The following is a 15,746-nucleotide window of genomic DNA, read 5'->3' as shown; positions in this document are numbered from 1 at the left end:
GTGCGACCGCCCGTTGCGGCCTTCGCCGCGCAAACACCGATATGCTTGTAGGACGACGGACCCCGAGACATTCCGCCGCCCCATGACCTCCCCACCCACGCCCGAAACCGCGCCCACGCCGGCGCCGCCCTCCATGGGCATCCTGCGCGAACGCTACGGCGAGCGCTACCGCTGGTATCTGCTGATGTCGGTGATGGTGGGGACGATGGCCTCGATCATGTCCTCGACCATCGTGAACGTCGCGATCCCCGGCATGAGCCACCACTTCTCGCTCGGCCAAGAGCGCGCGCAGTGGGTGAGCTCGGGCTTCATGGTGGCCATGACAGTCTCGATGCTCACCACGCCGTGGCTGCTCTCGCGCTACGGCTACCGCCGCACCTACGTGGGCACGATGCTGCTGCTGCTCGTGGGCGGCATCGTGGGCGGGCTGGCCAACAACTTCTCGCTGGTGCTGTTCGCGCGCGTGGCCGAAGGGCTCGCGGCGGGCGTGGTGCAGCCCATTCCGGCCATCATCATCCTGCGCGCCTTCGAGCCGCACGAGCAGGGGCGCGCGAGCGGCATCTTCGGCATGGGCGTCGTGCTGGCGCCGGCCATCGGGCCGAGCATCGGCGGGGTGCTGGTCGACCTGTTCGGCTGGCGCTCGATCTTCTTCATGGTGGTGCCGTTCTGCCTGGCCTCGATCTGGCTGGCCTACAAGTTCGTGCCCAGGACGGCGCCGGGCGGCGTGGCCGCGGTGCGCGGCGGCGGGCTCGATGCGCGCGGCCTCGCGCTGGGCACGGTCGGCACGCTGTGCCTCCTGAACGGGCTGGTCGAGCTGCGCGGGGATTCGCCGCTGCAGGCCGCGCTGCTGCTGGGCGGCGCGCTGGTGTCGTTCGCCGCCTTCGTCTGGTGGCAGCGCCGGCTCGCGGCCTCGGGCGGCACGCCGCTCATGAACCTCGCGCTCTTCAAGTACCGCCAGTTCGCGATGGGCAGCGTGGTGGCCTTCATCTACGGCACGGCGCTCTTCGGCTCGACCTACCTGTTGCCGGTGTACATGCAGGTGGGGCTGAGCCTGTCGGCGTCGCACGTGGGCACCATTCTTCTGCCGGCCGGCATCGTGCTGGCGGTGACCATCGCCGGCGTCGGCCGGCTGGCCGACCGGCAGCCGACCTGGGTGCTGGTGACCGTCGGCCTCGCCCTGCTGGCGGCCTCTTTCGCGCTGATGATGGTGCTCAGGCTGGACAGCGCGATGTGGCTCCTGGTGGCGTTCGCGATCATCGGGCGCATCGGGCTGGGGTTCATCCTGCCGTCGCTCAACCTGGGCTCGATGCGTCCGCTGGCCAAGCCGCTGATTCCGCAGGGCGCGAGCGCGATCAACTTCGTGCGCATGCTGGGCGGCGCGGCCGGCGTGAGCCTGTGCGCGATCGTGCTCGAGTGGCGCCTTGCCGCGCACGGCGATTCGCTGGCCAATCCGGTCAGCAGCCCGGCGCGGCTGGCGGCGTTCGACGAGGTGTTCGCGATGCTGGCGGGGCTGTGCGCGCTGGCGATCTGCGCGGCGTGGCAGTTGCGCGAAGGACCAAAACAGGCCGACGGGACGGCACGCAACACGGGGTAAACACCGGCGGACCTGGAAGGCGCTTTCGCATTCAATTGTTATCAGTTGTATCTGATAACGAAACGGTTCCATGCATCGCAGAAATTTCATCGCCGCCTCGGCTGCGGCAGCGGCCGGACTCGGCCCTCTTTCCTTTCCGGCCCATGCCGCCGAGAGCGGCGTCACTGATGGCGAGATCGTCCTGGGCCACACCGGCATCCTGAGCGGTCCGCTCGGCGTGCCGGTCAAGGTGGTGATGGCCGGCGCCGGCCTGGCCTTCGATGCGGTCAATGCGCAGGGCGGGCTGTCGGGCCGCAAGATCCGCGTGGTTTCGCTCGACGACGAGCTCAAGCCCGAGAAGGCCCTGGCCAACTACGAGAAGCTGCTGGCGGAGCACCGCGTCTTCGCGTTCTTCGGCTGCGTGGGCTCGGGCACCACCGCCGCGGGCGCCAAGGTCGTGAACCAGAGCGGCGCGCCGACGGTGGGCGGCTATGCGGTGTCGGATTCGGCCCGCGAGAAGATGGGCGCCGCGGGCTATTTCGTGCGCGCCACCTTCGCGCGCGAAGCCCAGGCGCTGGTGCAGCACCTGACGACCATCGGCGTCTCGCGCATCGCCGTGGCGTACCTGGACAACCCCGGCGGCGCGGAAGTCGCGAAGCTGGTCGAAGCCGCGCTGGACACGCTCAAACTCAAGCCCGAGGCCGCGGTGGCGGTCAAGGGCGACGGCACGGGCAACGAAGCATCCGGCAAGGCGCTGGCGGACAGCAAGGCGCAGGCCGTGATCATGTACCTGGGCGGCGGCATCGGCGGCGAGGTGATGAAAGCCGCCTGGGCGGCCGGCGGGCGGCAGATGTTCTACGGCATGTCGATCGTGCCGGGCGACGTCACCGCCAAGCTGGTGGGCGACAAGACCAGCGGGCTGGCCATCTCGCAGATCGTGCCGTACCCGTGGAGCGAGGTCGACGCCACCGCGCGCGAATTCCGCCAGCTGGCCGAGCGCGCCAAGGTGGACCTGGGCTACCTGAGCTACGAGGGCTATGTGAATGCGCTCGTGATGATCGAGGGCCTGCGCCGCACCGGCCGCGACCTCACGCGCGCCAAGCTGCACGCCGCACTGAAGGCGATGAAGCTGCGCATCGGCGGCATGGAGATCGACTTCACCGGCGCGAGCAACACGGGCTCGCGCTTCATCGAGATGGTGCGCGTGACCAAAGAGGGCAAGTTCATCCGCTAGCTGCGCGCGAGGGCGGCGCGAATCGCGGTCTAATCGCCTGCATGTGTCAATTGCTAGGGATGAACTGCAACACGCCGACCGACGTGACCTTCAGCTTCACGGGGTTCGCGCAGCGCGGCGGCCGCACCGACCACCACGCCGACGGCTGGGGCATCGCGTTCTTCGAGGACCGGGGCCTGCGCCATTTCGTGGATCACCAGCCGGCCTGCGAATCGCCGGTGGCGGAGCTGATCCGGCGCTATCCGATCCAGAGCCGCAACGTCATCGCGCACATCCGCAAGGCCACGCAGGGCGAGGTCAACCTGCAGAACTGCCACCCGTTCGTGCGGGAGCTGTGGGGGCGCTACTGGGTGTTTGCGCACAACGGCGACCTGAAGGATTTCCGGCCGCGCCTGCACGGCAATTTCCATCCCGTGGGCAACACAGACAGCGAGCACGCCTTCTGCTGGCTGATGCAGGAGCTGGCCAAGTCGCACGCGGGCGTGCCGAGCATCGAGGAGCTGACGCTCACGCTGCGCGAACTGGCGCCGCAGCTCGCGAGCCACGGCACCTTCAACTTCATGCTGTCGAACGGGCAGGCGCTCTGGGCGCACGCGTCGACCAACCTCTGGTACGTGGAGCGGCGGCATCCGTTCGTGACGGCGCAGCTGTCCGACGAAGACCTGGAAATCGACTTCGCCCAGCACACCACGCCGACCGACCGCGTGGCCGTGGTGGTGACCACGCCGCTCACCACCAACGAGACGTGGACGCCCTTCGCGCCGGGCGAACTGCATGTGTTCGTGGACGGGCAGCGGGCGGTCCGCTGAAGACTTGACGAAGACTTTTTACTGACACTTTTTTGCAACAGTGCAAGAAAGTATCGATGGCGGGGCTGCGCGAGAGAATAATAACGGTTCTCATTTGCGCACATCAGACCCTCCATGCCCGCTCCGTTTTTCCCTCTTCGCCCGACCGCGATCGCGTCGCTCCTCGCCCTCAATGCCCTGACGGCGATGGCCCAGACCCCCGCTGCCGAGCCCGCGCCGAGCGCTGCCCTGGCCCCCATCACCGTCGAAGCCAGCGCCGACGCCTCGGCCGAAGGCCTGGCCAAGCCCTTCGCCGGCGGCCAGGTGGCGCGCGGCGGGCGCGTGGGCATCCTGGGCAACCAGGACATGATGAGCACGCCGTTCTCGAGCACCAACTACACCAACGAACTGATCCAGGACCAGCAGGCCAAGAGCGTGGCCGACGTGCTGCTCAACGATCCGTCGGTGCGCCAGGCGCGCGGCTTCGGCAACTTCCAGGAGCTGTACGTGGTGCGCGGCTTCCCCGTGTATTCGGACGACGTCTCCTACAACGGCCTCTACGGCATGCTGCCGCGCCAGTACATCGCCTCTGAATTCTTCGAGCGCGTGGAAGTGTTCCGTGGCGCCAACACCTTCCTGAACGGTGCCGCGCCCGGCGGCAGTGGCATCGGCGGCGCGATCAACCTGCTGCCCAAGCGCGCGCCCAACGAGCCGCTCACCCGTGTCGGCTTCGGCGTGCAGAGCGGCGGCCAGGGCTTCGTGAACCTCGACCTGGCGCGCCGCTTCGGTCCCGACGACAGCCTGGGCGTTCGCGTGAACGCCGTGCGCCGCGAAGGCGGCACCGGCGTCTTCAAGGAAAGCCAGCAGCTGAGCGCCTTCGGCGTCGGCCTCGACTGGCACAGCCGCAACGTGCGCCTGTCGGCCGACTTCGGCTACCAGGACTTCGACCTGAAGGACGGCCGCCCGAGCCTCACGCCCTCCTCGACGCTGCCGATCCCGCGCGCGCCCGACGCGAAGAGCAACTTCGCCCAGCCCTGGACCTACTCGAAGGAAAAGGACAAGTTCGCCACCTTCCGCGGCGAAGTCGACATCACCGACAACATCACGGCCTGGGCCGCGGGCGGCGTGCGCCGCAGCGACGAAGACAACGTGCTGTCGAACCCGACCCTGGTCAATTCGTTCGGCAACACCAGCAACACGCGCTTCAGCAACACGCGCAAGGACCGCATCGGCACCGCCGAGATCGGCGTGCGCGGCAACTTCACCACCGGCCCGGTGAAGCACACCGTGGTGGCCTCGGCCGCCACGTACAGCAACGACCGAGACAACGCCTACACGATCTCGCGCGGCGCCGTTCTCAACAACATCTACGCGCCCTTCTTCTCGCCCTACCCGATCGCCAACAACTTCACCGGCAACACGCTCGAAGACCCGCGCCTGACCGACAAGATCGACACCTCGAGCATCGCCGTCGCCGACACCATGTCCTTCATGGAAGACCGCCTGCTGGTCACGCTCGGCGCGCGCCGCCAGACCATCAAGCAGACGAGCTTTGCCTACAACACGATCAAGGAATCGAGCGCCTACGACAAGAGCAAGACCACGCCGGTGGCCGGCGTCGTGTTCAAGATCACGCCGACCGTGTCGGCCTACGCCAACTACATCGAAGCCCTGGTCAAGGGCAACGTGGCGCCCGGCACGGTGAACAACCGGCCGGTCACCAACGCCGGCGAGGTGTTCGCGCCGTACCAGGCCAAGCAGAAGGAAATCGGCGTGAAGTACGACGGCGGCACGCTGGGCGCGAGCGCCGCGTTCTTCACCACCGACCAGCCGGTCTACCAGTACTCGGGCCAGTCCTACGGCCTCTACGGCAAGCAGCGCAACCAGGGCCTGGAGTTCTCGGTGTTCGGCCAGCCGGCCAAGGGCCTGCGCCTCCTGGGCGGCCTGACGCTGCTCGACGCCAAGCAGAAGAACACGCAAGGCGGTGTCACCGACGGCCTCACCGCCATCGGCGTGGCCAAGCAGCAGGCCAACCTGGGCGCCGAGTGGGACGTGCCGGGCGTGCGCAACCTGTCGCTGAATGCGCGCCTGCTGTACACCTCCAAGCAGTACGCCAACGCCGCCAACACGCAGCAGATTCCGGGCTGGACGCGCTTCGATATCGGCGCGCGCTACCTGGTCGATCTGGGCAACGGCCGCGCGCTCACGCTGCGCGCGCGCATCGACAACCTGTTCAACAAGTCGTACTGGGGCTCGGTGGGCGGCACGCAGGGCTCCAACTACCTGGTGATGGGCGCACCGCGCACCGTCTCGGTGAGCGGCACCATCGACTTCTGATGCGTGCGTTCGCGACGGCCATTCACCGCTGGGCGGGCCTGGCGGTCGCGCTGTTCCTCATCGTCTCGGGCCTGACCGGCGCCGTCATCTCGTGGGACCACGAGATCGACGGCTGGCTCAACCGCAAGCTCTACGACACGCAAAGCCGCGGCCCCTTCAAGGACCCGTTCGCGCTGGCCGCCGCGGTCGAGGCGCACGACCCGCGCGCGCGGGTCGCGTATATGCCGCTCGGCTTCGAGGAAGGCCACGCGGCCGGCTACTTCGTGCAGCCGCGCACCGATCCGGCCACGGGCAAGCCCTTCAGGCTCGGCTACAACCAGGTCTTCGTCGATCCGGTCACGGCCGAAGTGCGCGGGCGCCGCGACTCGACAGCGATCTCGCTCAAGCCCGAGACGCTGATGCCGTTCCTGCGCAAGCTCCACTACATGCTGCACGTGCCGGCGATGTGGGGCACCGACCGCATCGGCTGGTGGATCATGGGCACGGTGGCGCTGGTGTGGCTCATCGACAGCTTCGTCGCGCTCTACCTCACGATGCCACGGCGCCTGCGCAAGACCGTGCAGCCGGCGCACCGGCCTGCAACCGCCTGGTGGCAGCGCTGGAAGCCGGCGTGGACCGTGCGCTGGGCGGCCGGCGGCTACAAGCTCAACTTCGACCTGCACCGCGCGGGCGGGCTGTGGATCTGGGGGCTGATCATCGTCGTGGCCTTCACCTCGTTCTCGCTGAACCTCTACAAGGAGGTGTTCCACCCGATGCTCTCGCTGGTCTCCAAGACCACCCCGGGGCCCTCGGCGCTGGTGCCGCTCGCACCGCTGGGCACGCGCATCGAGCCCACCATCGGCTTTCGCGAGATCGTGGCGCAGGCCGAGGCCGAAGCGCGCCGCCGCGGCTGGACGACGCCGCCGGGCGGCGCGTTCTACAACGCGCGCGGCGGCTTCTACAACATCTCTTTCTTCGACCACGCCACGCACGACGACAGCGACGGCATGGGCCTGTCGAACCTCTACCTGGACGGGCGCGACGGCCACCTCATCGGCAGCAACCGGCCATGGCACGGCACGGCGGCCGACGTGTTCGCGCAGCTGCAACTGCCGCTGCACGGCGGGCGCATCCTGGGCATGCCGGGCCGCATCATGATGTCGGCGCTCGGGCTGGTGGTGGCGATGCTGTCGATCACCGGCATCGTCATCTGGGCGCGCAAGCTGCGCTCACGGCGCCTGCAGGCCCGGCGCGAGCGCGAAGCCCGCGCGGCGGCGGCGCCTGTGCTCGCGTCCGCCTCCGAGCTCAGGCAGGACGCAGCGCTTTCTCCAGCGCGTCGATGAACATCTTCGGCACGTCGAAGCCGGTCTGCTCCGTGATCTCCTGAAAGCACGTCGGGCTGGTCACGTTGATCTCGGTGACCGCGTCGCCGATCACGTCCAGCCCGATCAGGAGCAGCCCGCGCGGTGCCAGCACCTTGCCGATCGCCTCGGCGATCTCGCGGTTGCGCGCGGTCAGCGGCTGCGCCACGCCCTTGCCGCCCGCGGCCAGATTGCCGCGCACCTCGGTGCCCTGCGGAATGCGCGCCAGCACGAAGGGCGCGGGCTCGCCCGCGATGATCAGGATGCGCTTGTCGCCCTGCACCACCTCGGGCACGAAGCGCTGCACCATGATCGTCTCGGCGCCGTCCTTGTTGAGGGTCTCAACGATGGAGCCCAGGTTCAGCGCGTCCTGCTTCACGCGGAAGATGCCCATGCCGCCCATGCCGTCGAGCGGCTTCAGGATGATGTCGCCGTGCTCCGCGTGAAAGTCGCGCACGGCCTGCGCGCTGCGCGTGACCAGCGTGGGCGTCACGAACTGCGGAAACTCCATGATCGCGAGCTTCTCGGGGTGGTCGCGCAGCGCGCGCGGCGAGTTGACCACCTGCGCGCCCTCGCGCTCGGCCTGCTGCAGGAGGTGCGTCGAATAGATGTACTCGGCGTCGAAGGGCGGGTCCTTGCGCATCAGCACCGCGTCGAAATCCTTCAGCGCCTTCGACTCGGTGATGTCGACGGTGTACCAGTCCTTGGCATCGCCCGTCAGCGTGATCTGCTGCACCGTGGCCGTGACCAGCCCGCCCGACTTCCACTGGATGTCCTGCGGCAGGCAGGCCGCGATGCGGTGGCCGCGCCGCTGGGCCTCGCGCATCATCGAGAAAGTGGTGTCCTTGTAGATCTTGAAGTGATCGAGCGGGTCGGCGACGAAGAGGATGTTTTTCACGGGACGTTCTTTCCGGCGCCGGGTGCGGCGGCCACGTTGGTTTCTGGGGCGATGTTGCCGGAAGCGGCCATCTCCTTGCCGACAGGGGCTTTTTGCTTTCGCCCCACCTGCTGCACGGCCAGCGCCACCGCCCCGGCCACCACGCCCCAGAAGGCCGAGCCGATGCCCGCCAGCGTGATGCCCGAGAGCGTGACCAGGAAGGTGATCAGCGCCGCCTCGCGGTGCGTTTCGTCGCGCACCGCGGCCGCGAGCCCGCCGCCGATGGTGCCCAGCAATGCCAGGCCCGCGATGGCCGCGACCAGCTCCTTCGGAAACGCCGTGAGCAGCCCCGTGACCGCCGCGCCGAAGAGCCCGATCACCACGTAGATCGCACCGCAGGTCACCGCCGCGGTGTAGCGCCGCGCCGGGTCTTCATGGGCTTCGCGGCCCATGCACATGGCGGCCGTGATCGCGCTCAGGTTCAGCGCGAACGCGCCGAACGGCGCGAGCACCAGCGTCGCGAGGCCGCTGAGGGTGATGAGCTTGCTGACCGGCAAATCGCTGTAGCCGCTCGCGCGGATCGCCGCCACGCCGGGCAGGTTCTGCGAGGCCATGGTCACGACGAAGAGCGGCAGCGCCAGGCTCACGACGGCCTGCCAGCTGAAGACCGGCATCGTGAACACCGGCCAGGTCAGCGAAAAGTGCACCGACGACCACGCGAGTTCGCCGCGCGCCGCCACGAAGACGATGGCCACCAGCAGCGTCAGCGGCACCGCATAGCGCGGCAGCAGCCGCCTGCCGACCAGGTAGGTGCCCAGCATCAGCAGCACCAGCGGCAGGGCCGTCTGCGCCGCGACGAAGGCCGAGATGCCGAAGCGCGCCAGCACGCCGGCCAGGAGCGCCGAGGCGATCGCCATCGGAATCCGGTTCATCACGCGCTCGAACCATCCGGTGGCGCCGGCCAGCACGATCAGCACCGCGCAGACGATGAATGCGCCCACCGCCTCGCCCATGCTGTGGCCTACACCAGCGACCGCCAGCACGGCGGCGCCCGGCGTGCTCCAGGCGATCATCACCGGCTTCTTCCACCAGAGCGAAGGCAGCGCCGAGGCCAGCCCCATGCCGATGCCCAGCGCCCACATCCACGAGGCCGCCATCTCCGGCGTGGCGCCGAAGGCCTGCGCGGCCTGGAACACGATCGCCACCGAACTCGTGAAACCCACGAGCACGGCGACGAAGCCCGCGGTGAAAGCCGAAAGGCTCAGGTCCTTGAAAAATGACATCGCGCGATTGTGCCGGGCGCCCGAAGGCCCGGGCGAGGCCCGTTCGGCACAGGAATTGCGGAGGTTTCCACCATGCACCGCCACGCACTGCCATGCACCGCCGTGGCCTCAACGATGGAGAACCCCATGGACACTTCAGCTTCCCCCAACCCCGCCGCCCCCGCAGCGGTGGTCGACGAATTCCTCCGGCTCGTGATGATTCCCGACCCGCAATCGGCCTCGCGCTTCACCGCGCCCGACATCCGCATCCGCTTCACCGGCAACCGCGCGATGCACGCGCCTGGCGACACCTCGGCCTTCAACGCGAAGCGCTACGCCTGGGTGAAGAAGAAGATCGAACGCACCGAAACGGTGGCCGGCGGCACGCCCGAGGCCACCGTGGTCTACAGCCTGGGCACGCTCTACGGCGCCTGGCCCGACGGCACGGCCTTCGAAGGCAACCGGTACGTCGACCGCTACGTGGTGAGCCGCGGGCTCATCGTGCAGATGGACGTGTGGAACGACAGCGCCGAGTGGCTGCTGGTGCGCGCCGGCCTCGCGGTGCTGTGAGGCGCAACGCATGACCACGCGCTGGCCCGACCTGCTGCCCTCGCACGATCGCTTCGACTACCGCCCGATCACGCGGCGCCCCGACTACGCCTGGCCGAACGGCGCGCGGCTGGCTGTGTACCTCGGTTTCAACATCGAGCACTTCGCCTTCGGCGACGGCCTGGGCGCCTGCATCGGCCCGGCCTCGCCGCAGCCCGATGTGCTCAACCACGGCTGGCGCGAATACGGCAACCGCGTGGGCGCGTGGCGCTGCCTCGAACTGTTCGATGCGCTCGCGCTGCCGACCGGCGCGCTCATCAACACCGCGCTCTACGACCACTGCCCGGAACTGGTGGAGGCCTGCGTGGCGCGCGGCGACGAGCTCATCGGCCACGGCCACAGCAACGCGGAGCGCCAGGGCGCGCTCGACGAAGAACACGAGCGCGCCCTGCTGCTGCGCTGCCGCGAACGCATGCTGCGCGAAAGCGGCCAGGCGCCCGGAGGCTGGCTGTCGCCGTGGATCTCGGAAAGCGCCACGACGCCCGACCTGCTCGGCGAAACCGGCTACGGCTACACGCTCAATTGGTGCCACGACGACCAGCCGGTGCGCATGCGCACGCGCGGCGGCGGCTCGATCTGGTCGGTGCCGTATCCGCAGGAGCTCAACGACATCCCGATGATCGTGGGCCGCCTGATGGACGCGAAGGATTTCAGCGCGATGGTGGTCGACAACTTCGACGAGATGCTGGGGCAGTCGCGCGCGCAGCCGCTGGTGATGGGACTGGCGCTGCACCCGTACATCGTGGGCCAGCCGTACCGGCTGCGCCATTTGCGCACGGCGCTCGCGCACCTGGCGCGGGCGCGGGACCGGGGGGAGATCTGGTTCACGACGCCGGGGGCGATCGCGGGGCACATGACGCAACTGGCGGCGGAGCGGCCGGAAGACTTCGGCTGAAGAGGCGGCTGCCCCTTCCTCCGCTCAGATCTCGATCTTCGACCCCAGCTCCACCACCGCATTGTTCGGCAGCCCCAGGAACGCCGCCGCCCCGCTCGCGTTGTGGTGCATCTGTGCAAAGAGCTTCTCGCGCCACGGCGCCATGCCGCTGCCCAGCGTCGGGATCACGACGTCGCGGGAGAGAAAGTAGCTCGTGGCCATCGGCTCCAGCTGGCAGCCACGCAGGCGCGCGTGTTCGAGCGCCCGCGGCAGGTCGATGTCGTTCTTGAAGCCGTAGTGCACCATGACCTGCCAGCAGTGGTGGCCGAGCGCCTCGATCTCGATGCGCTTGTCCATCGGGATCCAGGGCACCTCGTGGTTGCGCACGGTGACGAACATGTTCTGCTCGTGCAGCACCTTGTTGTGCTTCAAGTTGTGCAGGAGCGCGTTGGGCACGACGCCCGGCTCCGCGGTGAGGAACACGGCCGTGCCGTCCACGCGCGCCGGCGGGCTCACGAACACGGAATCGAGGAACGACTTGAGGTCGATGGCGTCGGCGTGCTGCGCCTCGCCCATGAGGCGCCGCCCTTCCTTCCAGGTGATCATCAGCGTGAAGACGAAGCCGCCGATCAGCAGCGGGAACCAGCCGCCCTCGAACAGCTTGAGCAGGTTCGAGGCGAAGAACAGGAAGTCGACCACGAAGAAGACCGCGGTCGACGCGATGCACAGTGCCAGCGGCAGCTTCCACGCGTAGCGGATCACGAAGAAGGTGAGGATCGTGGTGATCAGCATGTCGGTCGTCACCGCGATGCCGTAGGCCGCGGCCAGGCTGCTCGAGGTGCGGAACATCACCACCGCCAGCACGATGGCCACGAACAGGCCCCAGTTGACCAGCGGGATGTAGATCTGCCCGGCCGTGCGCACGCTGGTGTGCTCGATGTTCAGGCGCGGCAGGTAGCCCAGCTGGATCACCTGGCGCGTCACGCTGAACGCGCCGGTGATGAGCGCCTGCGAGGCGATCACCGTCGAGAGCGTGGCCAGCATCACCAGCGGAACCAGCGCCCACTCGGGCGCCATCATGAAGAACGGGTTCTTCACCGCCTCGGGGTTCTCCAGCAGCAGCGCGCCCTGGCCGAGGTAGTTGAGCGTCAGCGCCGGCATCACGACCGAGAACCACGCGATGCGGATCGGCTTCTTGCCGAAGTGGCCGAGGTCGGCGTACAGCGCCTCGGCGCCGGTCACGCACAGCACCATCGCGCCCAGCAGGATGAAGCTGGTGCCCGGGTTGTCCCAGATGAACTTGAGCGCATACCAGGGGTTGAGCGCCTTGACGATTTCGGGGTGGTGCAGGATCTGCCACACGCCCAGCACCGCGATGGCCGCGAACCACGCCAGCGTGACCGGCCCGAAGAACTTGCCGATGCCCGCGGTGCCGCGCTTTTGCACGGCGAAGAGGCAGAACAGCACGACCAGGGTGATCGGGATCACGTAGTGCTTGAAGTGCGGCGACACCACCTCCAGGCCCTCGACCGCCGAGAGCACCGAGATGGCCGGCGTGATGACGCCATCGCCGTAGAAGAGCGAGGTGCCGAAGATGCCGATCACCAGGAGCACGTGGCGAAGGCGCGGCCTGTCGGCCACCGCCCGGGAGGCCAGCGCGAGCATGGCGACGAGGCCGCCCTCGCCTTCGTTGTCGGCGCGCAGCACCAGCACCACGTACTTGATCGAGACGATGACGGTGAGCGTCCAGAAGAACATCGACAGGATGCCGTAGACGTTCTGGACGGTGAACGGCACGTGCCCGTGGCCGAACACTTCCTTGACCGCGTACAGCACGCTGGTGCCGATGTCGCCATAGACGACGCCGATGGCGCCGACGATCAGGCCGGCAGAGATTGATTTGGGGGCTGACACGAAGTCGATGGGGAAAAGGGCTGGCCGTTGGGGATCGACGCGTCAGACACGCGGGGGCGTCGTGGCGGCGGAACATTCGTTCCACCACGCGTCGCCCCTCCCGCCCTTTTGTTTCCGTTGCTGTGGGGCCGCTATTTTGCCGTTGCCCGGTGACCCCGCAACCCGACAACCCCAATCATTCGTAGATTTCGGCGTCCGGGTCGGTCGCTTCCATCTCGTAGCTGGCCGCGACCATGGCCAGGCGGCCGACCACGCCATACATGTAGAAACGGTTCGGGGCGCTTGCGCCGGGCTTGGCGCCGGGCTGGGGCATGTGCGTGCTTTCCGAGAAAGCCAGCGGCACGTAGCTTGCGCCCGGCAGCTTCAGGTTCTCGTCGGCTGCCTGCTCTGCGTGCACCCGGTAGAAGCCGCCGACCACATAGCGGTCCATCATGTAGACGACCGGCTCGGCCACGCCGTTGTGCACGCGCTCGTTGGTCAGCACGCCTTCCTGGACGATCAGCTCGGTCGGTTCGCGCAGATCGCGCCCGGCCGAGGTCTTGGCCGCCGACGACGTGCTGGTGCGCGACTTGCCGATCAGCGCCTCGACTTCCTTGGCATCGCGCACCGTCACCACGCCCGGGCTGCCGCTGCCGCTGTGGCCGCCCTTGACGACCACGAACGGCTTCTCGTTGATGCCGTATTCCTTGTACTTGCGGCGCACCTTGGTGAGCACCGCGTCGACGTGGCTGGTCAGCACGTCGATGCCGCGGCCCTCGGCGATGTCCACGCCTTCGGCGCGCGCGTAGATCGGGTTGATGAGCCAGGGGTCGATGCCCAGCAGCTTGCCCAGGCGCTTGGACAACTCTTCATAGCTATGCAAGTGGTTGCTCTTGCGGCGCACCGACCAGCCCGCGTGCAGCGGCGGCAGCAGGTACTGCTCGTGCAAATCCTCGAGGATGCCCGGTGTTCCTGCAGAAAGCTCGTTGTTGAGCAAAATTGTGCAGGGATCGAAGTTCTTCAGGCCCAGCCGGCGCTTGCCTCGCACCACCGGTTCGAGGGTCACCGTCTCGCCGTTGGGCAGCTCGATTTTCTTGGGCGACTTGATGGCCGGATCGACTGAGCCGATTCGCACGTTCAGCCCCGCCATGTGGAAGATGCGCACCAGTTGCGCGATGTTGGCGAGATAAAAGGTGTTTTTGGAGTGATTTTCCGGAATAACCAGCAGGTTGCGCGCCTCCGGACAGATCTTCTCGATGGCCGCCTGCGCGGCCTGCACCGCCAGCGGCAGCATTTCCTTGGTGAGGTTGTTCCAGCCACCCGGGAACAGGTTGGTGTCGACCGGAGCGAGCTTGAAGCCCGCGTTGCGGATGTCGACCGAGCTGTAGAACGGCGGCGTGTGCTCCATCCATTCGAGGCGGAACCAGCGCTCGATGGCTGGCATCGAGTCGAGCACCCGCTGCTCCAATTCGTTGATCGGGCCGGTCAGGGCGGTGACGAGATGCGGAACCATGCGGCGGCCTTCTTCGATTTTTACTTAAAGGTGGAGCGGAATTGTAGGAATTGGGGGTGCATGCCCCGATGACAAGACCGCGGGAGCAGCACGCATCAGCTTCGCACTTCGCCCTGGCCGAGCACCACGTACTTGAGCGAAGTCAGCCCTTCGATGCCGACCGGGCCGCGCGCGTGGAACTTGTCGGTGCTGATGCCGATTTCGGCACCCAGCCCGAACTCGAAGCCATCGGCGAAGCGGGTGCTCGCATTGACCATGACGCTGGCCGAATCGACCTCGCGCAAAAAGCGCTGTGCATGCACATGGTCGCGCGTGACGATGGCGTCGGTGTGGTGGCTCGAATAGCGGTTGATGTGCGCAATGGCCTCATCGACGCCGGCCACGACCTTGATGCTGATCACCGCGGCCAGGTATTCCTCGGACCAGTCCGATTCGACCGCGTCGATCACCCGGGCAGCCGGATCGGCAGCGCCAGTTGCCCGCAGGATCTGCGCCGCGGCCGGATCGCAGCGCATCTCGACGCCTTTGGCGGCAAAGATGGCGGCAATCTGCGGCAGGAAGTCTTCCGCGACCACTTCCGACACCAGCAGGCCTTCGGCCGCATTGCAGGGGCTGTATTTCTGGGTCTTGGCGTTGTCCACGATGCGCAGCGCCATGCCGAACTCGGCCGTGTCGTCCACGTAGACGTGGCAATTGCCGTCCAGGTGCTTGATGACCGGCACCTTGGCGTCGCGGCTGATGCGTTCGATCAGCCCCTTGCCGCCGCGCGGAATGATCACGTCCACGAATTCGGGCATCGCGATGAGCTGGCCCACGGCCTCGCGGTCGGTGGTCTGCACCAGCTGCACCGCCTCGACCGGCAGGCCCGCTTCGGCCAGCGCCTCGGACACCAGCAGCGCCAGCGCCTTGTTCGACTCGATCGCTTCCGAGCCGCCGCGCAGGATGGCCGCGTTGCCGCTCTTGATCGCCAGGCTCGCGGCCTCGATGGTCACGTTGGGCCGGCTCTCGTAGATCATGCCGAACACGCCGATCGGCACCCGCATCTGGCCCACGCGGATGCCGCTGGGTTGCTGCTTCATGCCGATGATTTCGCCGATCACGTCGGCCATGCCGGCGAGTTGCTCGCAGCCCAGGGCCACCGTTTCGATGACCTTCGGGGTGAGCTTGAGGCGATCGACCATCGGGGCCGAGAGGCCGGCGGCGGTGGCGCGTTCCAGGTCTTTCTCGTTGGCGACCGCCAGCACCGGGCCGGCTTCGCGCAGGCGTCGCGCGAGCGCCTTCAATGCTATGTTTTTGGTAGCTGCATCCGCACGGGCCATGAGGAAAGCAGCGGTCTTTGCCTGCAGCCCGAGGGCCTGCATGTGCTCGCTGACGTTGAACGCATTCATGTCGGCATTTTCCCACGCGGACCTGTAGCCCGGCTTACGCAAGCCTTTTGGTGCCTGG

Annotated in this window: 12 protein-coding genes; 7 read left to right on the top strand and 5 right to left on the bottom strand. The window is 67.7% G+C overall.

The features are described from left to right. Positions 1–82: 82 nt before the first annotated feature. From JC881_RS18370 to JC881_RS18350, 5 genes are all read left to right on the top strand, one after another. Complete coding sequence (locus tag JC881_RS18370) at positions 83–1,594, top strand: DHA2 family efflux MFS transporter permease subunit (RefSeq protein ID WP_198787136.1); 1,512 nt, start codon at positions 83–85, stop codon at positions 1,592–1,594. Positions 1,595–1,664: 70 nt separating this feature from the next. Next, a complete protein-coding gene (locus tag JC881_RS18365; protein WP_198787135.1) occupies positions 1,665–2,807 on the top strand; it encodes an ABC transporter substrate-binding protein in 1,143 nt (380 codons plus the stop codon). 41 nt (positions 2,808–2,848) lie between these two features. Continuing rightward, positions 2,849–3,616, top strand: a complete 768-nt coding sequence (locus tag JC881_RS18360) for a class II glutamine amidotransferase (protein ID WP_198787134.1) — start codon at positions 2,849–2,851, stop codon at positions 3,614–3,616. A 114-nt stretch (positions 3,617–3,730) separates the two neighbouring features. Continuing rightward, on the top strand, positions 3,731–5,932 hold the full coding sequence (locus tag JC881_RS18355; RefSeq protein ID WP_198787133.1) for a TonB-dependent receptor: 2,202 nt from the start codon (positions 3,731–3,733) through the stop codon (positions 5,930–5,932). Continuing rightward, positions 5,932–7,254, top strand: a complete 1,323-nt coding sequence (locus tag JC881_RS18350; protein WP_198787132.1) for a PepSY-associated TM helix domain-containing protein — start codon at positions 5,932–5,934, stop codon at positions 7,252–7,254. The genes JC881_RS18355 and JC881_RS18350 overlap by 1 nt, the downstream gene beginning before the upstream one ends. Here the strand turns inward: JC881_RS18350 and gshB are convergent. Together gshB and JC881_RS18340 are read right to left on the bottom strand one after the other, a co-directional pair. Next, on the bottom strand, positions 7,217–8,170 hold the full coding sequence (gshB, locus tag JC881_RS18345) for a glutathione synthase (protein ID WP_198787131.1): 954 nt from the start codon (positions 8,168–8,170) through the stop codon (positions 7,217–7,219). The two genes, JC881_RS18350 and gshB, sit on opposite strands and share 38 nt — an antisense overlap. Next, a complete protein-coding gene (locus JC881_RS18340; RefSeq protein WP_198787130.1) occupies positions 8,167–9,432 on the bottom strand; it encodes a benzoate/H(+) symporter BenE family transporter in 1,266 nt (421 codons plus the stop codon). The genes gshB and JC881_RS18340 overlap by 4 nt, the downstream gene beginning before the upstream one ends. A gap of 126 nt (positions 9,433–9,558) precedes the next feature. On the opposite strand from JC881_RS18340, the gene JC881_RS18335 reads away from it, so the two are divergent. Then, positions 9,559–9,981 carry a nuclear transport factor 2 family protein gene (locus JC881_RS18335; RefSeq protein ID WP_198787129.1) on the top strand — a complete coding sequence of 141 codons (423 nt, stop codon included), beginning with the start codon at positions 9,559–9,561 and terminating at the stop codon, positions 9,979–9,981. A 10-nt stretch (positions 9,982–9,991) separates the two neighbouring features. Beyond that, the gene (locus JC881_RS18330) at positions 9,992–10,915 is read left to right on the top strand and encodes a polysaccharide deacetylase family protein (protein ID WP_198787128.1); all 924 of its coding nucleotides are present in this window, start codon (positions 9,992–9,994) and stop codon (positions 10,913–10,915) included. Between the two features lie 24 nt (positions 10,916–10,939). On the opposite strand, the gene JC881_RS18325 is transcribed toward JC881_RS18330, so the two are convergent. From JC881_RS18325 to JC881_RS18315, 3 genes are all read right to left on the bottom strand, one after another. After that, on the bottom strand, positions 10,940–12,808 hold the full coding sequence (locus JC881_RS18325; protein WP_198787127.1) for a potassium transporter Kup: 1,869 nt from the start codon (positions 12,806–12,808) through the stop codon (positions 10,940–10,942). Between the two features lie 175 nt (positions 12,809–12,983). Beyond that, positions 12,984–14,300 carry a glutamate--cysteine ligase gene (gene gshA / locus JC881_RS18320; RefSeq protein WP_013538918.1) on the bottom strand — a complete coding sequence of 439 codons (1,317 nt, stop codon included), beginning with the start codon at positions 14,298–14,300 and terminating at the stop codon, positions 12,984–12,986. A 95-nt stretch (positions 14,301–14,395) separates the two neighbouring features. Further along, positions 14,396–15,688, bottom strand: a complete 1,293-nt coding sequence (locus JC881_RS18315) for a glutamate-5-semialdehyde dehydrogenase (protein WP_198787126.1) — start codon at positions 15,686–15,688, stop codon at positions 14,396–14,398. Positions 15,689–15,746: the final 58 nt, after the last annotated feature.

Origin of the sequence: Variovorax sp. IB41, assembly GCF_016405905.1 — a bacterium.
Lineage (GTDB): Bacteria > Pseudomonadota > Gammaproteobacteria > Burkholderiales > Burkholderiaceae_C > Variovorax.
Note: the sequence above shows the minus strand (reverse complement) of the source record. Positions and strands in the feature narration are given on the sequence as shown.